We start from the raw sequence: 22,123 nt of genomic DNA on the forward strand, positions 1-22,123 counted from the left end.
CCTTGAATGTATATTTGGATGCTCAACCTCTGCTGGGTCCCCGATCCGGTATCGCAAGATACGTGGAGTGTTTGAGCAAGCAGTTAGCCACTCAAGATTTAGATGTACACTTAGCTTTTAACCGAATCGTAAAAGCTATACATGAAAATCACGTTTTAGATTTAAAACGTGATTTTCATCTTCATTTAAGAAATAACGTTTATCCTTATAAAGTAATACGAAGATTACTTAGGCCAAATTTCCTTTACCATATGCCTTATGATATGCTGTCAAAAGCAAAAGCCGACATATTTCATGGTACTAACTTCACTTATACGCCTACTTGGAGAGGCAAAAGTATCATTACTATCCATGATTTAGCGTACATGAGATACCCTGATGCGACAAGCGAACGTATTTTGAAGCATCACAGTAATTGGGTTCCTTACAGCGCACAACAATGCGATCACATTATTGCCGATTCTTTGCAGACGAAACAGGATATTATCGAACTGCTTCATATTCCCGAAGATAAAATTGATGTCGTTTATTTAGCTGCAGACGAGCACTTCAGATTTATTCTCGACAGTCTTCCTGTTTTAACAAAATATAAACTTCCTGAAAAATTTATTTTGTTCGTAGGAACATTAGAGCCTCGTAAAAACTTACTTGGGCTTCTAAAGTCATACCTTTTGTTGAAACAAAATTGGGAAACATCCGTTAAATTAGTTATAGTAGGTGCAAAAGGGTGGAAATATGGTCCTATTTTTGAATGGGTTCAAAAGCATCAATTAGAAGAAGAAATCATATTTACAGGATTTATTGACGATGATGACCTTCCGGCTATTTACAGTGCTGCTTCCGCTTTTGTAATGCCATCGATCTATGAGGGCTTTGGCCTGCCCCTTCTTGAAGCTATGCAGTGCGGTACACCCGTGATTGGCTCCAACATCTCATCTATACCTGAAATTATCGGAGACGGCGGTGTCCTAATTCCACCGGATGACGATCTTGCCTGGGCGGAATCCATGCACACAATGATTTCCAACACACAAATTCGGAGTCAATATTCCCAATTAGCTCTGCAGCGCGCTTCTAACTTTACTTGGGAAAAAACTGCCGCTGAAACAAAAAAAATTTACTTGAAAGTATTAAATGACCAGTGACCTTCTTTTGAAATTAAGGAAAGAGGTATCCTTATGAAAATCGCACTTGTTCATGATTATCTGAACCAATATGGGGGAGCGGAGCGCGTTCTGGAATGTTTCATGGACATGTTCCCCGATGCTCCCGTCTACACGATTATTTCCGATTTAGACCGCATGCCTCGCAGATTCAAGCAGGCCAATATTATAAATTCATTTGTACAGAATGTCCCTTTTTCCAAAAAACATTATAAAAAAATGTTAAGCCTTCTTCCTCACGCGGTGGAAAGCTTCGATTTGCGCAGCTATGATGTGATTTTAAGCAGCTCAAGCGCGTTTGCAAAAGGAATTATAACAAACCCTTCGCAGATTCATATTTGTTACTGCCATACTCCCATGAGATATGTATGGGACTTGTATCATCAATATTTAGCCGAGATCCATAATCCAATTTATAAAAACGTACTCCCTTTTATTTTGCACAAAATACGCAACTGGGACTATGTAAATTCGCAGCGAGTGGATTATTATATCGCGAATTCCGAAAATGTTTCCCGGAGAATTAGAAAATATTATAATCTTCCAAGTGAGGTCATTCACCCTCCGGTTGCCTTTGATCGTTTTGGCGCGCCGACGGAAAGCGGAGATTATTTTTTAATCGTTTCAAGGTTGATTCCTTATAAAAGGATTGATCTCGTTATAGAGGCCTTTAATCGGCTCCAACTGCCGCTTGTTATCATCGGCGACGGGTACGATCGCAGCAGGCTGCAAAAGCTTGCCGGGCCGACGGTTCAGCTCCTGGGCTATCAATCCGATGAAGTCATCTCGCAATATTATGCCGGCTGCAAAGCTTTCATTTTAGCTGGAGAGGAGGACTTTGGCATCACGCCTCTCGAAGCACAAGCCAATGGGAAACCTGTCATAGCCTATGGTAAAGGCGGTGCGCTTGAAACTGTAGCCGAAGGGACAAGCGGCGTGTTTTTCCGCGAGCCTTCTGCAGATAGCTTAATTCAGTCGCTGAAGCACTTCAACACCTTGAGCTTTGATTCGCAAATTATTCGGCAGCATGCAGATCAGTTTAACGAGACAAGGTTTAAAAACCAAATTTCATCATTTATCGACAATGCAATTAAACAGAAGGAGCAGCCTCATGTATAAGAAAAATAAGCAAATAGTGAGTGAAGAGAAAACATCCATTTTATTTTGGATATTGACGGCCTTTGTCGTTCTTTTTATGTTCTGGGCCCCGTTTCAAAAAGGTTTATTTAACGGAAATACTTTTGACTTTGAACGTCCGATTTACAGTTCGTTGGTATGGGGCTTCATCATCATGTTTCTTGCCTCTTTGTACTTGCTTTTTAACTGGAAACTGCAGGACCACCGCGACTGGCTTAGCTTATTCGTTTGGCTTTTACCCTTTACGTATTTATTAGCGAGAATTCACGAAGCTTCCCGTTATTATTCCACGAATATGCTGTATATACAGATGCTTTATTCGATCTTTTTCATTCTCGGACTGTATCTATGCAGGAGCTCTCTTGGAAACCGAATCATTACATACTGCATTATGGTTTCAGGTTATGTAGTTGTTTGGTTCGGGATGATAAATTGGCTTGGTTATAAATCGCTTTCCGCTTCATTGGTGCAATGGTTCGCCATTATACAGAACAATGAATATAAAGATGCCGTTATGATGGCGGATAATCAGCTGCGTCTAACTTCCATTTTCCAGTACGCAAACTCTTATGCCGCTTATCTGATCGCCCTGCTGCTTGCCGCGGCCTATCTGATTGTAAAAACACGTAAGCCTGCATCGATACTAATACACGCTTTCATGCTGGTTCCTATGCTAGTTTCGCTGCTGCTCACGCTTTCGAGGGGCGGACTTGTCATATTGCCCGTTGTTCTTTTATTGGTACTGCCGTTTATGAAAATTACAAAGCAAATATTTGTTTTCATTCATTTTGGCATTGCCGGATTAATCTCGATGCTTATTTTAAACAAAATTACTTTGGTCGGAGAGCAGTTTTATCTTCACCAGGATCTGTCCACAGCATCGACGGGACTTTGGATCTTACTCGGTTCCTCCGTCGGCTGTGCAGTAATCATCTGGCTGCTTCAGCGATTTGTTTATCCCATTTTGGAAAATTATTTTGAAGCTAAAATTAAAAACCGGTTCGCCAATATTTTGCTGCCTGCCGCTGCATTAATTGTCGGTTGTCTAGGTATATTTATTGTCTTTGGCAATACGGGCGCTTTGAATCTATTTCCCGACTATATTAAGCAGCGTATCGAAAATATCAACTTTGAACAACACAGTGTACTGGAGAGAGGCACTTTTTATAAAGACTCCATCAAGCTGCTCAACGATTATCCTCTGACAGGTGCCGGAGGCGGCGCTTGGGCAGCCCTATATGAGAAATATCAAAACAACCCTTATGTAAGCAGACAAGCACATAATTTCTTTATTCAATATCTAGTAGAAACGGGCATAATCGGAATCCTGATTCTTCTTGCTTTCTTAATCTATATTTTTTACTTGTATATACATCGTCAATTGAAAGCTCCGCAAAGCAACGAGAACCACCATGTATTTTTTATTTTTACAATAGCGTTGCTTGTTCACAGTATCATTGACTTCGATTTGAGCTTTGTATTTCTTGGAGTTCTTGTCTTCTTATGCTTGGGAGCCATGATCTCCCATATTGATACGAGCGCAACGGCCAAGTTCATCAAACCAAACGCTTTGCCTTATATTAACAAGGGCGTACCGGCGGTTTTACTGGTATTATCAATAGTAATGTTCTTTATTTCGACTCAAAACCTTAATGCAAATAGCTTGTTCAGCTCAGCGGTTGCTAATGCTTCGGGCAACAAGCCCATTAACGAAGTATTCAATACCGTGGATAAAGCTTTAAAAATACATCCTAATCAGCCCGATTACTCCATCTATAAAATTAATATTTTAATGCAAGGCTATCAACAAACGAAAGACGAACAGTACTACACTTTGTTAATGGACCAAATTAACCAGTTGAAACAAACGGAGCCTCATAACCGCTATCTCATCGATCAAGAGCTTCAGGCCTATCTTTTAAAGGATCAATTAACGCAAGCGCACGATTTAGCGAGATCCCAAATTAGCAATTTTCCTTGGGATATTACTTTGTATGAAAAAGTCATTTCCTATGATTTAGGTCTTAGCGAACAGGCTAGAGCTCAGCACAACGAAGCATTGATGACCCAATATTGGAACGATGCCTTCGACATTCACAACATGGTTCTTGCCAAAATGAAAGATCTTGAAAGCTTGCCGAAAGCCCAGGTACAAGGACGAGAGTTTGATGTCACCAAAACGATGGCGTTCAATTTGGGACAAATCGAATATATTCGCGGTCAATACGCTTCCGCCACTGAATATTTGAAGATGTATGTAAACGATCAGTTCAATGATGAAATGGAGCAGGACATTGCAAGATGGTATCTCGCCTCGCTTCAAAAACAAAATAAAAACGATCAAGCGCTGTACGATAAGTTAATTGCCAAACATCCTGATGAAAAGGATGAAATTAACAAGCTGGCAAACGCAACTTTTTCCGTTAAATAACGTTCTATTATTTGGGAAACATTTTTTTCTTCAAGATGCTACCAAAATTAGCGAACAGATGTTAGAATAGGCTCTATGTGTTTGAATAACAAAGGCTGTGCCTTATGTTATAGAAGCCCCCATGGAAAGGAGGTGAAAAGAGATAATGGCGAATAGAAATAACCTAAATGGATCAAACAGAGAAAGAAATAGGAGGAGAAACCTGGTGTTGAATCGCAATTTTGTTAAGAAGACTTCTGCAATGCTATCTTTAATGCTTGTTATCGCTATGATGGTTCCTGTACTGGCTTTCGCCGCAACCGGTTTTTCTAATTTGACTTATAAATACGGTTCGGTTTCCGGCAGCGTTTATTCCGATGTTTATCTGGACGCAAGTAAAAATGATGCCGTATATGTGAATGTGTATAGCCCTGGCACTAATGGTCAATTTTTGGGAACTGCACAAGCTGTTTACAATAATGTATATGACCCTGCCAAGGGATGGTTCTACACAATCGGAAGCTTGGATGTAGGTAATACTTACACTTCCTTGACAGTAAATACGACGGTTTACAAAGACGGCGTTGTGTCCGTTAACGATTCCGTGTACTCTACTGTTAGCAACACCACACCGACCAACAATAACCGTGGTGGTGGCGGCGGTGGCGGTGGCGGCGGAATTTCCACTGGTAACGGAACGATCTCCGTTAGCAGCGACGGTTCCGTAGACGCATCTACACTGTCCAGTGCTTTGTCTAACAATGACACTGTTACGTTGAATCTCTCCGGAGATATTGCTCTTCTTCCTGCTTCTGCTTTGGTAGACGCAGTAAAAGCCGGCAAAACGATCGTGCTTGTTAACAGCAATGGTACTTTGACTCTTCCGCTTTCCGTATTGAAACTGGATGATCTTGCAACAACTCTCGGAATTAAAGTAGAGGACATGAAGATCAAAGTATTCATCGCGAAAGTAACCGGCGCAACAGCCGATGATCTTAAAGCAGCTGCAACAGCATTGGGCGCTACTCAAGTGGCTAACGCTGTAGACTTCGACGTCGTAGCAGTAGATAACGGCAGCAAAACAGCAGCAGTTGACTTCGGTAACACTTATGTATCTCGTTCCATCAACGTTTCGAAAGCTGTTGATTCCAGTAAGGCAACGGGTGTTCTGTTCAATGACACTACGAAAAAGCTGAGCTTCGTTCCATCCACCTTCTCCACTGAGGATGATCAAACGATCGCAACGCTGAAACGTAACGGAAGCAGCATCTATACGGTTGTTGAAAACAGCAAAAGCTTTGCTGACGTAGCTTCCCACTGGTCCAAAACAGACGTTGAGCTTCTGGCTAACAAATTGGTTGTCGACGGTGTAACTGACACTCAATTCCAACCAGACCGCAACATCACCCGCGCTGAGTTTGCAGCTTTGGTTGTTCGTGCTCTTGGCTTGACTCCACAAACTGGAGCTGGCAAGTTCAAAGACGTAAGCTCCGATGCTTGGTATGCAAGCACTGTAGCAACAGCATCTTACGCTGGTATCATCGATGGTTATGAAGACAACACATTCCGTCCTGACGCGCAAATCACTCGTGAAGAATTGGCGGCTATGGTTGTTCGTGCCATGAACTATGTTGATATCGCGACGAATGTATCTGATCCTCAAAGCGTTTTGAGCAAGTACAAAGACGCTGATCAAATTGTATGGGCTCAAAAAGAAATCGCTGCTGCGATCAACGCTGGTTTGATTAACGGTATGACTGATGATACTATCGGTTCCGCAAGCCAAGCTACTCGCGCACAATCGGCTACTATGCTGAAACGTTTCTTGAGCACAGCTCGCTTCATCAACTAATTACGGAAAAGACCTGATACTTCGGTATCGGGTCTTTTTTTGTTCTCCTTTCCGGACAAACAGTGGCCGGAGGACGTTTTCGCGTAACAGCCGTCTTTTTCATCAGACTATTATCTGACGAACGCGTTTTAAAGGTGCTAAACGCCTGTATAAGCCTCTATTTGTAAAATACATACAACGACAAGGATATCTGTTAATGAAGCTACAGACAAGCTCTTGCGCTTGTCACAGCGCGATCGCTGCACGGGGCGTCACAGTATCGACTGCTGCTTGATTCCCAAGCCTTCATCCATGAGCTTGTGAAATGCTCTAGCTCTGCTCCATCCATTCTCATCATGTAAGCTTCAAGCGGAAGCAGTCTGTAGAAGCGCGGTCGCGGCCGCCTTTGTCCCCTCGATTCGACCAACCTTCACGGGCCAGCAGTTCAATAAATCGGGGAAAGGCAGCGGTCGGAAGGCATTTTTGCTTGTGCAGTCAGCGTTTTTCCCGAATAACAAAAAAGGCTTCTCACAAGTTCGAAATCGAACCTATGAGAAACCTTTTTGATTTATTCATAACGATGGTTCTTCCGCAGAAGAACCACGGATGCTACGGGCTGTTCTGCCCGTATTTCCGCCTTGATCGCGTTTGGCTCAACTGGTAATCCAATCGGCCGCTTCATCGCGGTCGTTCCTCCTCGAATGGCTTCGATGAGGTTTTGATTACATCATTCCACCCATACCGCCCATGCCGCCCATATCAGGCATAGCTGGTTTGTCTTTCTCCGGTTTGTCGGCGATAACCGCTTCGGTAGTCAAGAACATAGCCGCAACGGAAGCTGCGTTTTGCAGAGCGGAACGAGTTACTTTAGCAGGGTCAACGATACCGGATTCGAACATATTCACCCATTCGCCGGTAGCTGCGTTGTAGCCGATGCCTACTGCTTCTTTCTTCAGACGCTCAACGATAACGGAGCCTTCTTGGCCAGCGTTAGCTGAGATCGTGCGTACAGGCTCTTCCAGAGCGCGCAGGACGATGTTTACGCCGGTTTGCTCGTCGCCGGACGATTGTACAGCTGCAACCGCGCTGTATACGTTAACCAGAGCCGTACCACCGCCGGATACGATGCCTTCTTCTACTGCAGCGCGAGTAGCGTTCAGAGCGTCTTCGATGCGAAGCTTGCGCTCTTTCAACTCGGTTTCGGTGGCTGCGCCGACTTTGATTACCGCTACGCCGCCGGCCAATTTAGCCAGACGCTCTTGCAGCTTCTCTTTGTCGAAGTCGGAAGTCGTTTCTTCCAGTTGAGCGCGGATTTGGGAAATGCGAGCGCCGATGTCTTTTTTGTCGCCAGCGCCGTCCACGATAATCGTGTTTTCTTTCGTTACGCGAACTTGACGAGCCGTACCCAGTTGGTCCGGACGAGTGGATTTCAGATCCAAGCCAAGCTCTTCCGTGATTACTTGTCCGCCAGTCAAGGCAGCGATATCTTGCAGCATGGCTTTGCGGCGGTCGCCGAAGCCAGGAGCTTTTACCGCTACGCAAGTGAACGTGCCGCGCAGTCTGTTCATGATCAAGGTAGCCAATGCTTCGCCCTCTACGTCTTCGGCGATAAGCAGAAGCGGTTTGCCTTGTTGTACGATTTTCTCAAGCACAGGCAGGATCTCTTGGATGTTGGAGATTTTTTTGTCTGTGATCAAGATGTATGGGTTTTCCAATACAGCTTCCATTTTATCCGTATCGGTGATCATGTAAGGAGAGATGTAGCCGCGGTCGAATTGCATACCTTCAACCACTTCCAGCTCCGTAGCGAAGCCTTTGGACTCTTCAACGGTGATAACGCCGTCTTTGCCCACTTTTTCCATAGCTTCGGCGATCAGTTCGCCTACTTCTTCGTCAGCAGCGGAGATAGCCGCAACTTGCGCGATGGATTGTTTGCCTTCGATTGCTTTGGAGATGTTTTTCAATTCTTCTACAGCCGCTTTAACCGCTTTGTCGATCCCTTTGCGGATTACCATAGGGTTAGCGCCTGCCGTTACGTTTTTCAAGCCTTCGCGGATCATCGCTTGAGCCAGAACAGTTGCAGTCGTTGTACCGTCGCCGGCAACATCGTTCGTTTTGGTCGCTACTTCTTTAACGAGCTGAGCGCCCATGTTCTCGAACGCGTCTTCCAATTCGATTTCTTTGGCAATGGTCACGCCGTCGTTAGTGATCAGCGGGCTGCCGAACTTTTTCTCCAAAACGACGTTGCGGCCTTTTGGACCCAAAGTGACTTTAACGGCATTTGCCAGCGCGTCAACACCACGAAGCATTGCGCGGCGAGCGTCTTCACTGAATTTAATTTCTTTTGCCATGAGTGATACCCTCCCGAAAAATATTGATTTTTATTTTAAGTCGTACCATTATTTGCATCATAAGTAGAAGCTGTTTCGCTCATAAAGCTGCAGCTGTTAGGCTAACTTAAGTAAGAACGCTCTAAATTAGGCAAGAACGGCAAGAATGTCGCTTTCCCGCATAATCAGAAGCTCGCGGCCATCGTACTTCACTTCAGTGCCAGCGTATTTGGAGAAAATAATGCGGTCGCCTTCTTTCACTTCAAGCGGAATACGCTCTCCGTCTTTCAGAGTGCCGCTGCCAACTGCTACGATTTTGCCTTCTTGCGGCTTCTCTTTGGCAGTGTCCGGCAACACGATACCGCTTGCTGTGGTTTCCTCCTTAGCAATGGCTTCAATGACTACGCGATCACCCAACGGTTTGATCATGAGAAAATAGCCTCCTTTAGATTATGGTTGTTCATTTTTCCGTTAGCACTCGAATTGACTAAGTGCTAACAACACTTATTATGATAATCAGTTTGCGTGAATTTTGCAAGTGGTTTTACCGATTTTTCACACCCCATTCATTGTATCCAGACGAAAATAATTTATACGAGCCGTCAACGGAAGAAAAAAGCCTGCCCCAAGCCGTGCCGAAACGGTGGAGCAGACTTTATTTGGCGCCGTATTCCTCTTCCCACGCCCGGTCTTTGAGCAGCTGCTTGCGGTAGACGAGCCCCGACAAAAACACGCTGAACTCGTACAGTATGATCATCGGAACCGACACGACGATAGCAGAAACCGCATCGGGAGGCGTGATCATCGCGGCGATAATAACGAGAATCAAATACGCGTAGCGGCGAATCTTGTGCAGTCTCTTCGGGTTCAGGATGCGAAGCTGCGTTAAAAACATAATGACGATCGGCAGCTCGAACAGCAAAGAAATCGGAATGAGAATATTGAACATAAACGAAAAATATTGCGCTATGCCGTACGTTTCTTGAAGCTCCAGCTTTTCGGTAATCCCCGAAGTAAACAGAAAAGCCATCTTGAAGACGACAAAGTAAGCGAAGGCCAGGCCTATTAGGAACAGTAAAAATGCAAAGGGCACGAATTTAAGCGAAGCTTTTTGCTCCTCTTCTCGAAGCCCAGGCTTCAAAAACGCCCATATATGATACAATGCGACAGGAATCGTAATAATCAGTCCGGTGATCAAGGCGAAGCTCATATACATACGAATCGCATCCCATGGCGAGAACACGTTCCAGGTAATGCCGTTAGCCGGAGGAACGCTTTTTAAATATGTAATGAGCGGTTGTGCCACGATGATGCCGATGACCATTCCAAGAATAAGAACGACCAGCACCCATATAATGCGCTTGCGCAGCTCGCCGAGGTGCTCGACCAGTGACATCCCTTCATCGAGATCCATATCTATTCACCTTTCCTGGTTGTAAAATGGAATGACGGCCGTTAATCGGGCAATCTGCGGGTATCAGACGCAGCCGGCTTCTCTTGCTGGGCAGCGGCAGCCGGCGCATCGGACGATGAGCTGGCAGGCGCCGTAGAACCCGTTGAAGACGAGGACGGGGTCACGTCCTTGCGCGAGGGCTGCGGCTGCGAATCCGTCTCTTGAAGGTCGCCCATCAAATCGTTGGCCGTTTTCTTGAATTCACGCATCGTTTTGCCCAGAGCTCTCCCCAGCTCCGGCAGCTTGTTCGGCCCGAACAAAACCAAAGCGACGATAGCGATAAGCAGCAAGTGAGAAATACTCAACTGCCGGACCTCCTTTATATATCATGCTTTAAAAGGGTAATGATTTCGTTGTGGCCTGCGGTCGATAGAGGCTTCCACTCGCTGTTCCAACTCTCTACCGACTCTCCGGCCACTTGTTCATCAGGCTTTTAAACAATCCCGCGGATCGGGGCAAACCAACGGCGGCAGCTTGCCGGCCGACACTAGCAGCCCAGCAAACCGCCGTAGCCCATCTCGGTAATATCCTCGCGCACGATCGTCTCCCCTGCGCAAATGCGCGGCAGCAGCACGTCAAACGATGTATAAGGATCGTGCATGACGCATCCGGGCAGCCCCATAATCGGCACCTCGCCCAAATATCCCATCAGCAGCATCGATCCCGGAAGCATCGGCGTGCCGTAGCTGACGATCGTCGCCCCCGCTTGTTTGATCGCTCCAGGCGTACGGTCGTCCGGGTCCACCGACATGCCGCCGGTCACAAGAATCAAATCCGCCTTCCGCTCGTCCAAGAAATAGCGGATTTCGCGCACGATAGCGTCGCTCTCGTCAGGCGTAAGTCGCTGTTCGATCACCTCGGAGCCGAGCGCAGCCACTTTTTCTTTCACGACGGGGCCGAATTTATCCTGTATGCGGCCTTTGTACACTTCGCTTCCGGTCGTAATTAATCCTACGCGAAGCGGACGAAACGGTTTCACTTCGACGAGCGGCATCGTTATCCGCTGCTCCACCATGCGGATCTTCTCATCCTCAATAATGAGCGGAACGACCCGGGTGCCGATCAGTGCCTGTCCGGGACGGACGACCGTATTCGTCTTGATCGTGGACATCACGATTTGATCGACGGCATTCACCGCGTCGACCAGCGGCTTGCGAACTGAGGCCAGTCCGTGTATGGTTGACCTGAGCGTTATTTTTCCTTCATGAGGCGCGCCCAGCTCCACATTCAATCCCGCCGCGGCCCGCGCCATCCGCAGCGCCGCTTCGTCTTCATGCAGCCATCCCCGCTCCAAAGCCATGACGTAAATATGCTCCTTGCCGATGCTGAGCAGCGCAGGGATATCGCTTTCTTCGATGACATGTCCTTTTTTAAACAACCGGCCTTTGAACTGCCCCGGAATAATCTGCGTCAAATCATGCGCCAGCCGCATCCCGACGGCTTCCTCCACCTTCACCTCGCGAAGCATGGCATCAGGCTTCATACCCGTGATCTCCTTCACGCTCGGTCAATATCCCCAACGCATGAGGCAGCTGATCCATAATGGCGGCCAGATTTTCCGATACGCCCTTCGGACTGCCCGGAAGATTAATAATCAGCGTTCTGCCGCGAATGCCCGATACGGCTCGGGAGAGCATCGCTCGGGGCGTCTTTTGCATCGAGATCATCCGCATCGCTTCGGCAAAGCCGGGCGCCAGGCGATCGATGACTCCCAGAGTAGCTTCCGGCGTCACATCGCGGGGGGCAAGTCCGGTTCCGCCCGTCGTCAGTATGAGATCGACCTTGAAATAATCGGTCATTTCGATCAGCGCAGCCATAATCTCGTCCTTCTCGTCGGGAACGACACGGTACTCGATGATTTCCCCGTTAATCTCCTCTTCGATCAGCTCCCGAATCACTTGGGCGCTCGTATCCTCTCGCTCTCCCCGGGATCCTCGGTCGCTTGCCGTTAAAATCGCCACTTTCCAACGCATAAGCTTACTCCTCTCCATGGGCTTATTGTACCGTAAAGTGATTACTTACCGGTATCGTTTCTATAAAAATCTCCGCTTTTCCCCCCGGTTTTGCTGACGAGATGCGTAGGGCCGATCTCCATTGCTTTCTCGGCCGCCTTGCACATGTCGTAGACGGTCAGCGCGGCTGCGGATACGGCCGTCAGCGCCTCCATCTCGACACCGGTCTGACCTTTTGTTTTCACCGTCGCTTCAATATAAAGCTCATTGCGCCCGTTATCGGAGAAGCGCACGTCGACGCCGGTGAGCGACAGCGGATGGCACATCGGAATCCAGTCCGATGTTTTTTTGGCGGCCATGATCGCGGCCACTTGAGCGACCGCCAGCACATCCCCTTTGCCAATCCGTCCCTCCTTGATCAGAGCGAGCGTCGAAGGCTGCATGGCGACCGTCGTCCGCGCCGTCGCGCTGCGGCTTGTCTCCTGCTTCTCCGAAATGTCGACCATCCGCGCCCGGCCTTCTTCATTAAAATGCGTTAATGGATTGGAATCCGTCATCCGTTCTTCAAGCCTCCTGTTTGAGCCGCGCGAATCGTTCTCGCTTCCGTAATCAGCTCGTCCAGCCGGAAATCGAACAAGCCCATGGGAACTTCCTTGATCATTTGCAGATCGAAGGCGGCCGCGATAATATAAGGCTTGTCCCAGCCGGCACGGACATACTGCTGCATGAACCGGTCGTAGAAGCCTCCTCCGTAGCCGAGCCTGCCGAGCTGCGTATCAAACGCCAGACCCGGAACGAGAATAACATCGATCTCCCTGACTTGGCGAAACTCCGGGGCGCCGGCCTTAGGCTCCGGAATGTTCCATGCGCCCTTCTCCAAATCATCGTGGGAGCTGATTTCGAACAGCTTAAGCTGCTTCGGATCATGCTGCACCTTCGGAACCAGAACGCGGTAGTTCTTAGCCCAGCATGCTTCCGTTACCGCGCTCACATCGACCTCGGACTTCACCGGAACATACGTAAATAAAGTCGGCCGATGCCCCGGCTTGGCGCAGGAATCCAAAATTTCGCCGATCCGCTTGTTTAAAGCTTCATTAATTTGTTGTGATTTTACGCTGTGCTGGGACGGGGAGAGTGCGTTTCTCTCGGCCTCCGCCTTCCGCCGCAGCTCAATTTTCCATTCTTTGATATTCATGTAACGGCCTCTCTTTGATGGGGTCGGAAACGTGAAGGAATTGCTCCGTAACGAAAAACATTATTTTCATTCAGTTTACAACAATTATCCGGTAAAAAAAAGCAAGGAAGGCATTTGTTCGCACTTCTTTTTCATTTTACTCCCATTTCACTCTATCCGCTTCGTCATGACATAGGGAAAACCGCCTCCGGACATTAGCGTTTCCGGCTTGGCGGGCCAAGCTTTCCCGGCATGGATCATACGGAATCGATACCCGAACCGGTCCCGATGCATGATAATGTTTAAAATAGTATTCCTTATATGGTCTAATGGATGCGTTCCGTTCAAGCATATTAATCGAGCAGCCGCGAGAACGAAATCTGATGAAGCACCGGAATATGATCGGACGCCTGCGTAGGCTCCGTCCAGGCGAAGCCGTCGCAGCTGTCGGCAAAGCTTGTGAAAATATGATCAATCTCTCCACCGTGCATAACCGTCGATTGCGGACGATTCAGAGACACTTTATGCAGCCGCCTGTTCAGTTCCTTCATTAAAGGATCGTTATCCGGCATATTCAGATCGCCCATCAAAATAATCGGCGTACGGATGCTCTGCAATACGCGCAGCAGCTGCGGCATCTGCCTCGCCCTGTCCGATCCCGACACGCCCAAATGAGTCGTCACTATCGTGACGGACTCTTCCGGTCTCCCGCTCCCCGGTTGCCCTGCACCCCGCACTTTCATTTCCGCCGTCAGCACGACCCTCGGCTCCTTGTCGCCAGGCAGCGGGTAGGTCCGGACATGAGAGAGCGGATACCGGCTGAGCAGAGCGATTCCGTATTGTGAGACCCCTCTGCGCATAGCGGGTGCGAACGCATAAGCAAGCCCCAGCGATCGGGCCAACGATCGGGCCTGATCCTGCATGCCGCTGCGCCACTGGAACCGGTCTACCTCCTGAAGAGCGATTAGATCGGCTTTCCCCTGCTCGATTTGGCTTCGGATGGCGGCTAGCTGAACCTTTCCGTCCAAGCCTTTAGCATGACGAATATTAAAGGTCATAAAACATATCGAATCCGGTATGCCCACAGCCTGTTCCTTAGCGGATACCGCTATCGTATCGGGACGCAGATCAGCGGCCGATACCGCGAATATCAACAGCGCCAAAACAAGCAGCAATCCGCGTCCCGCCCGCTTCGGCAGCGCCGGTCCGGCTCCTTGGTTCAACTGAGGCTGCATACCCTCACCCGCTCTCCCTAAAAATATGTAACCTCCGATAACTTCGTAGAGGATTCCACTATACTTCCGAGCATACGATAACCCTTTTTGATTTGTATACTAGGAAACGGATGGCAAATTTCGCTCAGTTCACTTTCAGCTAACATTAATCTCCAGTTAAGCTAAGCTTCATAGCTTTTTCATATATTGAGCTTATACTCTTTAAGTGTAAGGCCATTTCATAATGAAGGTGGAGGAACGAATGAAGACGATCGGTAAAAAAATACTTACAGGTACGATTGCCGCAGGGTTTTTAATCGGCGGCGGATTGACCGCATTGCTTACCCAAGCTCAAGCACAAGATACTGACAGTTCCACTGTCCAGAACAATACAGATACCAATGGTACCAAACATAAAGCCGACTTTGGAAAAAAAGGCTTCGAGGGCCGCGGCGCCTTCGGAGGCGGATTCGGATTCGGCGGCACTAATGTCATCAAAGAGACGGCAACCATTCTCGGCGTGGAGCAAAGCGTCGTGACCGATGAATTGAAGCAGGGCAAGTCCCTCGCGGAAATCGCTCAAGATAAAGCCGGCCTTAGCGAAGACGACTACTTAAGCAAGCTGACCGCGGCGGAGACGACAGCTATTGATGACGCCGTCACTTCAGGCAAGCTGAAACAAGAGCAAGCAGATAAGCAGAAAGCGAATTTGGCCGACCGCCTGAAGAAAGAAGTGGAACGGAAAGGCACAGCTAAAGAAACCGGAGATAAGCCAAAATTCGGCGGTAACTTCGGCGGCGGCATGGTCATGAGAGGCGGAGATCTCTTGAAACAGGCGGCAACCGTGCTAGGCGTAGAACAAAGCGTCATCACGGACGAGCTGAAGCAGGGCAAATCGCTCGCCCAGATCGCCCAAGATAAAGCCGGCCTCAGCGAAGACGACTTCCTGAGCAAATTGACCGCGGCGGAAACGGCCGACATTGATGCGGCTGTCGCTTCGGGCAAACTGACGCAAGAGCAAGCGGATAAGCAAAAAGCGAACTTGGCCGATCGTCTGAAAAAAGAAGTGGAGAGCACTATGAAATTCGGCCAGTTTTCCGGAAAAGGCAAACAGCAGCATTTCGGATCGCTGGCTGATCCCGACAAGTTAGCGCAAATCATCGGGGTTACTAAAGAAGAGCTGACCGCCGACCTGCAAGCAGGCAAATCGCTCGCGGAAATCGCCGAAGCCAAAGGCATTAGCGAAGATCAGCTGATCAGCGGCTTGAAAGACAGCTTGACGGATACTTTGAAAACCTTCGTCGAAAGCAAAAGACAGCATAAAGAGAAAGCCTCCGGCTCCGCCTCTTCCGATGCTGCGGCTTCCGGCAGCGAACAATAAAACCCGGCCGGCATCACTCAAGGATAGCGGCACAGGAATCGTCACGCCCGCCAATCACCGCCGAGCTATAAGCTGAAAAAGAGCTGATCGTCACGTCAGCTCTTCTTGCGGCGCTTACAGATGAAAGAAGGAACGAATTACGGAAGGATGGAGTCATACGTGAAATACAAACAGCTTTTAGGAGCATGTGCGGTCATTGCGGTACTGTTAAGCGGCTGCGGCACGCAGTCGGACGGCAAGGCGGCCGCTTCGGCCAATGCAGCGGGCGCAACCGCTTCGACGTCGCAGAATAAAGATCAGGCGCAGGATCAAAAGCAAGGCCAGCAGGACAAGCAGCAGAGAGGCTCGATGACCGAGGGGCAGCGCGAAATGATGATGACATTCTCCTCGCTCATCCGTATGGATAAAGCCGACGGGCTTGCCATTACTAAGGAGCAGGCCGAGCAAATGCTGCCTGTCGTGCAGGACAGCATCTCCAAAGGAGAGGTCAGCGCCGACACTAAAACGAAGCTGACGGAGAAACTGACCGCCGAGCAAAAGAAATTTCTCGACGATCAGGCGGCGAACGCTTCTCAGGTGCGGCCGGGCGGCAATAAGGGCGACAATGCCAATAAGCCGGAGCTGACGGATGAGCAGAAGCAAAAAATGGAAGAAGCGCGGCAAAAACGCGAGCAGCAAAAGACGGACGCAAGCGGCGCTTCGGGGGCGAATGCCGATTCCGGCGCGAACGCAAATGGAGGCGATCAATCCGGTAAGGACAAACAGCCGCGTAACGGCGGCGGCTTCAATCCGGGCGGCGGGAAAAATATCGGGGACCAGCTGGTCGAGCTGCTGCAATCCAAAACGAAATAAAACGACGCCGTACACGGCAATTGGACTCGCCTTCATGGAAAGGCGAGTTTTTTTGCATTCACCGTTAGAACTCGCCGCGTGCTTCCGCCATCTCCAACTACGGCGAAAGGGCCCGGCTGCAGCGCAGCGGGCCCTTTTGTCCATCCTTTAAATATAGTTAGCTTACGATAACATAAACAGTCGTTTTCTTCTTGCCGTACGTTATCGTCACCGTAGCCTTGCCTTTGCCCGTCGCCTTGATGATGCCGTCCTTGACGTCGGCGACACGGATATTGCTCGAAGTCCACAGTGCCGGAATCGTTACATCCTCTTCCGTCAAATCCTCATAGGTAGCAGTCGCTTTAACCTCTCCCGTCGATCCGGCCTTCAGTTCCAAAATGACGTTGTCGGTCTTCAAATATTTCAGCTTGTCAATTTCGACCGGAATCGCGAGGCTCTTGCCTCCGAACGAGGCGGTGATCGTCGCGTTGCCTGCCGATACGCCGGTCACCAGACCGTCGGTGACATCGGCAATTTTGTAGTTGCTCGATTTCCACTGAGCGCTCGTTGTAACCTCTTTTTTCGTGCCGTCGGCAAGCGTCGCCGTCAAGACAAGCTGCGCCGTAGAACCGCTCTTCGTCGAAACAAACCGTTTGTCCACGTCCAAAGCGGAGATAACGCCGATCTCGACCGAGATGGAAATCGTCTTGCCGCCGTATTTCGCCGTCACCGTCGCTTTGCCGCGAGCAACAGGCGTCAGAGCCCCTTTGTCTACGGTCACCAGAGCCGGATTGCTTGAGGTCCATTCCGCATCCGCGGTAACATCCTTGGCGATGCCGTCGGAATCGGTCGCGCTCAGCGTAATCGTACGGATATCGCCCAAGTCAAAGCTGACGGACGCGGGGCTGGCCGTTAGCTTGTCAGCCATATCCACCTTCACGGTGAAGGTGACCGACTTGGTTTCGAACGATGCGGTGATCGATACTTCGCCGGAGGCGAGCGCCGTAATAACGCCCTCGTCAACCGTCGCTATCTTCTCGCTGGAGCTCACCCAAGTCGCATCCTGCAGCACGTCCTTCGTCGTGCCGTCCGTATAAGTAGCCGTCAGGTCGAGCTTCTGCGTCGCTCCCTTATTCATGGAAATGCTCGTCAGGCTTTTGGTCGTCAAACTCTTCAATACGCCTACGGACACTTGCACCGTCGCCGATCTCGTGCCGTATTTGGCCGTAATCGTAGCAGCTCCTGTGCCTACTCCGCTAATCAACCCTTTGCGAACCTCGGCGATCGCCGGGGCGCTGGAAGACCATTCCGCTTTTTCCGTAATGTCTTCGGTCTTGCCGTCGCTGTAAATCGCGCTCAATGTAATCTGCTCGTAGCTTCCCGTCTGGAAACTGACGGTTTTCTTGCTCGGCTTGATGATCGTCGGAATATCCACCGACACTTGAATCGTAACGCTTTTCTCACCGTAGGTGGCCGTAACCGTCGCTTCGCCGGCCTTGTAGGCCGTCACCTTGCCGTTAAGCACATAGGCGATAGCTTCGTTATCGACCGACCATTTGGCTTGGGTTGTCACATCCTCGCGCGTACCGTCCGCATAAGTGGCCCATAGCGTAATCGTATCGCTGCCTCCGGTTTGCAGATCGATGGCGTCCTTCTCGGGCTCCAATCTTCTAGGCACATCGACGTCGACGATGACGCCGGCCGTTTTCTCGCCGTATTTGGCGGTAACCGTCACTTCGCCGGAAGCGTTGGCGAACAGCTTGCCCTTCACGACGCTGACGATCGAATCGTCGCTGGAGCTCCACTCGGCGCGATCGGTAATCTCCTCCGGATTGCCCTCGGCGTAGCTGGCCATCAGCTTCAGCTGCTCGGTGCCGTTTTTCTTCATCAGTACGGTCTCCGTACCGAGATCCAGCTTAATGGCGTTGTCCACTTCGACTTTAATCGTCGTCTTCTTGGTGCCGTATGAAGCAGTAATCGTAGCCTGTCCCGGACCGTAGCCGGTAATCTTCCCTTTGATCACATCGGCAATATCCGGATTGTCCGACTCCCACTCCGCACGGTCCGATACATCCTCGGAGCTGCCGTCCGGGTAAGTCGCGAACAGCTTGATCGTTTCGGAATCGTTCAATAAGAGCGACAGTTTCGATTTCTCGGGATCGACCCGTTTGACGATTTCGATATTGACGGGAATCGACACCGTTTGGCTGTTGTAGGATGCAGAGACGATCGCCGTCCCCGAGCTTTGTCCCGTAACCAAACCGTTCACGACGGTAGCTACCTGGCCGTTGTCGATGTTCCATTCGGCTTTGGTCGTTACATCTTCCGTCGTTCCGTCGTCATAATAAGCGGTGAGAGTCACCTGCTCGGAATTTCCTTTGCGCAAATCGATCGTTTGCTTATCTTTGATGAGCGAGCGAACATGCTTGCTTACAGTCACGTTCACGATGACGGTTTTCCCCAGGTAAGTCGCCGTAATGACGGCTTTGCCTTCCTTCTTCGCCGTTACCGCTCCCGCATAAACCGAAGCTACGTCGGACGCTCCCGAGTTCCAATCCGTCTTGACGGTAACATTCTCGGTCGTTCCGGTATCGTACACAGCCGTTGCCGTTAGCGATGCGGTCCCCCCGACCTCCAGCGTGAGCTCGTTTTTATTCAGCACCAGACTGGAAATTTCCGCCGCCATCGCGCTCATTGCGCCGAAGCCGCTTGAAACGATAGTCAAAACAAGCAGCCATACCATAAGCTTTGTTGCCCGCAAACCCATTGTTCCATCTCCCTAAATCTTTTTTTGTTGCTCCTCCGAATGTGGGCGGTTCAATTCAGAACCATACTTATCTTATATCGACAAATTCCCGCAAAAAGTTTAGGTTTTCAACCTGAAAATACGCTGAAAACGGAACATTTTCTACGGGGTTTCGGGCCTCGCCGGCAGCCCGGAACCTGCAGCGGAGTCAAGCCATGTGGATAACTTCGCCTGTGGATATGTGCATACCCTTATGCCGATCTGTACACAATCTGCGTTTTTGGTTTGTTAATTTGTGTATAAATCTGTGTATAATTCAATGGTCATCGTTTTTTTCCGGATTTCGAAGCTGAAAAACAGCCCGGAACATGATACACTGAAGGGTATGAAAACATTGCGGTTTTTTGAAAAAACGCGCAACTTATGTTTAGGGGGCTTATCATGCTGCTGCAAGTATCGGGAATAACCAAAAGCTACGGAATCAACACCGTGCTTTCGAATATATCGCTGCAAATCGAAGCAAGGGAGCGGATCGGCCTCGTCGGCGTCAACGGCGCGGGCAAATCGACGCTGCTGCAGATTATCGCCGGGGAGATGTCTTACGATTCCGGGGATATTTTCAAAGCCAAAGAAACTAAGATCGGCTATTTGAAGCAAAATAGCGGGCTCCAGTCGGACAAATCGATCTGGGAGGAAATGCGCAGCGTCTTCGCCCATCTGGATGAGGCGGAACAGGAGCTGCGCAAGCTGGAGTCGATGATGTCCGCCCCCGAGGTGCTGGCGGACGAGAAGCTGACCGAAGATACGATGAAGCGTTACGCTTCCTTATCGGAATGGTTCAAGGAACGGGGCGGCTACGAAGCGGAGGCCCGCATCCGCGGCATCCTGCACGGCATGGGCTTCGGCGGCTTTGCTCCGGAGACGCTGGTAAACACGCTGAGCGGAGGGCAAAAAACGCGTCTCGCCTTGGCCAAAATGCTGCTGCAGGCGCCGGACCTGCTGCTCCTCGACGAGCCGACCAACCATCTGGACATTCAAACGCTGACTTGGCTTGAAGGCTATTTGCGTTCGTATTCCGGTTCCATTCTCGTCGTCTCGCATGACCGGTATTTTCTCGATGCGCTCGTTACGGCCATTTACGAAATCGAGCGGACGACCTCGAAGCGTTACACCGGCAACTACACCCGTTATGTCGAAACCAAGCAGGCCGAATATGAGATTCAGTTGAAGCAGTTCGAAAAGCAGCAGGAAGAAATCGCCAAGATGGAGGAATTCGTGCAGCGCAATCTGGTGCGCGCTTCCACGACCAAGCGGGCGCAAAGCCGCCGCAAAGCGCTGGAGAAAATGGATCGTCTGGACAAGCCGCTCGGCGAATTGAAACGGGCTCACTTCGCCTTCGAGGTGGAGCAGACGTCAGGCAAGGAAGTGCTGCAGGTCAGCGATGTCTCCGTCTCTTATGACGGCCGGCAGCCGCTGCTGCGCGACGTGTCGTTCCAGCTGCGCCGCGGCGATACCGCCGCCTTGATCGGCCCGAACGGAATCGGCAAAACGACCCTGCTGAAGACGCTCATCGGCGCGCAGCAGCCTGACAATGGCGACGTTCGCTGGGGAACCAACGTCCGTATCGGTTATTACGACCAGGAGCAAAAAGGGCTGAACCCGAACAACACGATTTTGGACGAGGTGTGGAATGCGTTCCCGAATCTGGAAGAGGCGCGCATACGCACCGTGCTCGGCAGCTTTTTGTTCAGCGGCGAGGATGTGTTCAAAAAAATCGCCGCGCTCAGCGGCGGCGAAAAAGCCCGCGTCTCGCTGGCCAAGCTGATGCTGGAGAAAGCCAACGTGCTGATTCTCGACGAGCCTACCAACCATCTGGATTTGTTCAGCAAGGAGGTACTGGAATCGGCGCTGATCGACTATGAAGGTACGCTGCTCTTCATTTCCCATGACCGCTATTTCCTGAACAAAATGGCCGAATCGATGCTCGAATTAAGCCGTGACGGCGTGACCTCCTATTTGGGCAACTATGACGACTATGTGGAAAAAAAGCAGGAGCTTGCCGAGATCGAGCAGCAGCGGCTCGCCGCCGAAGCGGCAAAAAGCAAAGGCAGCGCAAACGCGGGCAAATCGTCCGCCGCACCCCAGCCGGCCGCCGAGAATAACTATGAGGCCAACAAGCAAGCCAAGCGGGAGGAACGCTCCAAGCAGCGCAAGCTGGAACAGCTCGAGCAGGAGATCGCCAAGCTGGAGGAGGAAATCTCCGCGCTGGAGACCGAGCTCGCCAGTCCGGAAGTGTATAACGATTATGTCCGCGTCCAACAAACGAATGAAGCGATCGAAGATCGCAAGAACCGGCTTGCCGGCTGCTATGAGCAGTGGGAACAGCTGGCGGAATAAACCGAAGGCGCCTGAGCGAATCAGGCGCCTTCTAATTTGAGCAGCAGGAGCGGCACGCTGCCGTATACAATCATCGTCGCCGCGGCGACGATGCCGGAATCGTT

At 50.0% G+C, this 22,123-nt stretch carries 17 protein-coding genes; 7 read left to right on the forward strand and 10 right to left on the reverse strand.

Features of this window, described 5'->3' with window-relative positions; all coding sequences use genetic code 11:
- Positions 1–2 precede the first annotated feature (2 nt).
- The 4 genes from N0M98_RS29435 (at position 3) to N0M98_RS29450 (ending at position 6,562) form a co-directional block, all read left to right on the forward strand.
- On the forward strand, positions 3–1,145 hold the full coding sequence (locus N0M98_RS29435; protein ID WP_259620000.1) for a glycosyltransferase family 4 protein: 1,143 nt from the start codon (positions 3–5) through the stop codon (positions 1,143–1,145).
- A gap of 33 nt (positions 1,146–1,178) precedes the next feature.
- Positions 1,179–2,282, forward strand: coding sequence for a glycosyltransferase (locus N0M98_RS29440; protein ID WP_259620001.1), 1,104 nt, complete (start codon positions 1,179–1,181; stop codon positions 2,280–2,282).
- Positions 2,275–4,731: an O-antigen ligase family protein gene (locus N0M98_RS29445; protein ID WP_249865926.1), complete on the forward strand. Its 2,457-nt coding sequence runs from the start codon at positions 2,275–2,277 to the stop codon at positions 4,729–4,731. The genes N0M98_RS29440 and N0M98_RS29445 overlap by 8 nt, the downstream gene beginning before the upstream one ends.
- Before the next feature lie 205 nt (positions 4,732–4,936).
- A complete protein-coding gene (locus N0M98_RS29450) occupies positions 4,937–6,562 on the forward strand; it encodes an S-layer homology domain-containing protein (protein WP_310944677.1) in 1,626 nt (541 codons plus the stop codon).
- Between the two features lie 701 nt (positions 6,563–7,263).
- Here the strand turns inward: N0M98_RS29450 and groL are convergent.
- From groL to N0M98_RS29495, 9 genes are all read right to left on the reverse strand, one after another.
- Positions 7,264–8,892 carry a chaperonin GroEL gene (gene groL, locus N0M98_RS29455; RefSeq protein ID WP_259620002.1) on the reverse strand — a complete coding sequence of 543 codons (1,629 nt, stop codon included), beginning with the start codon at positions 8,890–8,892 and terminating at the stop codon, positions 7,264–7,266.
- A gap of 126 nt (positions 8,893–9,018) precedes the next feature.
- A complete protein-coding gene (gene groES, locus N0M98_RS29460) occupies positions 9,019–9,300 on the reverse strand; it encodes a co-chaperone GroES (protein ID WP_249865930.1) in 282 nt (93 codons plus the stop codon).
- Positions 9,301–9,526: 226 nt separating this feature from the next.
- Positions 9,527–10,285, reverse strand: coding sequence for a twin-arginine translocase subunit TatC (gene tatC / locus N0M98_RS29465; RefSeq protein WP_259620003.1), 759 nt, complete (start codon positions 10,283–10,285; stop codon positions 9,527–9,529).
- Between the two features lie 41 nt (positions 10,286–10,326).
- Positions 10,327–10,629 (reverse strand): Sec-independent protein translocase subunit TatA/TatB, encoded by a 303-nt coding sequence (locus N0M98_RS33805; protein ID WP_283942827.1) that lies wholly within the window; start codon positions 10,627–10,629, stop codon positions 10,327–10,329.
- A 182-nt stretch (positions 10,630–10,811) separates the two neighbouring features.
- The gene (locus tag N0M98_RS29475) at positions 10,812–11,807 is read right to left on the reverse strand and encodes a molybdopterin-binding protein (protein ID WP_259620004.1); all 996 of its coding nucleotides are present in this window, start codon (positions 11,805–11,807) and stop codon (positions 10,812–10,814) included.
- The gene (gene mog, locus N0M98_RS29480; protein WP_259620005.1) at positions 11,797–12,297 is read right to left on the reverse strand and encodes a molybdopterin adenylyltransferase; all 501 of its coding nucleotides are present in this window, start codon (positions 12,295–12,297) and stop codon (positions 11,797–11,799) included. Before mog ends, N0M98_RS29475 begins: the two co-directional genes overlap by 11 nt.
- 41 nt (positions 12,298–12,338) lie before the next feature.
- Positions 12,339–12,833, reverse strand: a complete 495-nt coding sequence (gene moaC / locus N0M98_RS29485) for a cyclic pyranopterin monophosphate synthase MoaC (protein WP_259620006.1) — start codon at positions 12,831–12,833, stop codon at positions 12,339–12,341.
- Entirely contained in the window at positions 12,830–13,471 is a 642-nt protein-coding gene (locus N0M98_RS29490) for a 5-formyltetrahydrofolate cyclo-ligase (protein ID WP_259620007.1), read from the reverse strand. Before N0M98_RS29490 ends, moaC begins: the two co-directional genes overlap by 4 nt.
- A gap of 332 nt (positions 13,472–13,803) precedes the next feature.
- Positions 13,804–14,685, reverse strand: a complete 882-nt coding sequence (locus N0M98_RS29495) for an endonuclease/exonuclease/phosphatase family protein (RefSeq protein ID WP_259620008.1) — start codon at positions 14,683–14,685, stop codon at positions 13,804–13,806.
- A gap of 241 nt (positions 14,686–14,926) precedes the next feature.
- Between N0M98_RS29495 and N0M98_RS29500 the strand changes: the two genes are divergently transcribed.
- Positions 14,927–16,045, forward strand: a complete 1,119-nt coding sequence (locus N0M98_RS29500) for a hypothetical protein (RefSeq protein WP_259620009.1) — start codon at positions 14,927–14,929, stop codon at positions 16,043–16,045.
- Between the two features lie 159 nt (positions 16,046–16,204).
- A complete protein-coding gene (locus tag N0M98_RS29505; RefSeq protein ID WP_259620010.1) occupies positions 16,205–16,897 on the forward strand; it encodes a hypothetical protein in 693 nt (230 codons plus the stop codon).
- Positions 16,898–17,054: 157 nt separating this feature from the next.
- Here N0M98_RS29505 and N0M98_RS29510 read toward each other — a convergent pair whose 3' ends face one another.
- A complete protein-coding gene (locus N0M98_RS29510) occupies positions 17,055–19,643 on the reverse strand; it encodes an Ig-like domain-containing protein (protein WP_259620011.1) in 2,589 nt (862 codons plus the stop codon).
- Positions 19,644–20,063: 420 nt separating this feature from the next.
- Between N0M98_RS29510 and N0M98_RS29515 the strand changes: the two genes are divergently transcribed.
- A complete protein-coding gene (locus N0M98_RS29515) occupies positions 20,064–22,019 on the forward strand; it encodes an ABC transporter ATP-binding protein (protein WP_259620012.1) in 1,956 nt (651 codons plus the stop codon).
- The last annotated feature ends 104 nt before the right edge of the window (positions 22,020–22,123 follow it).

This window comes from Paenibacillus doosanensis (assembly GCF_025060755.1).
In the GTDB taxonomy this organism is placed as follows: domain Bacteria; phylum Bacillota; class Bacilli; order Paenibacillales; family NBRC-103111; genus Paenibacillus_S; species Paenibacillus_S doosanensis.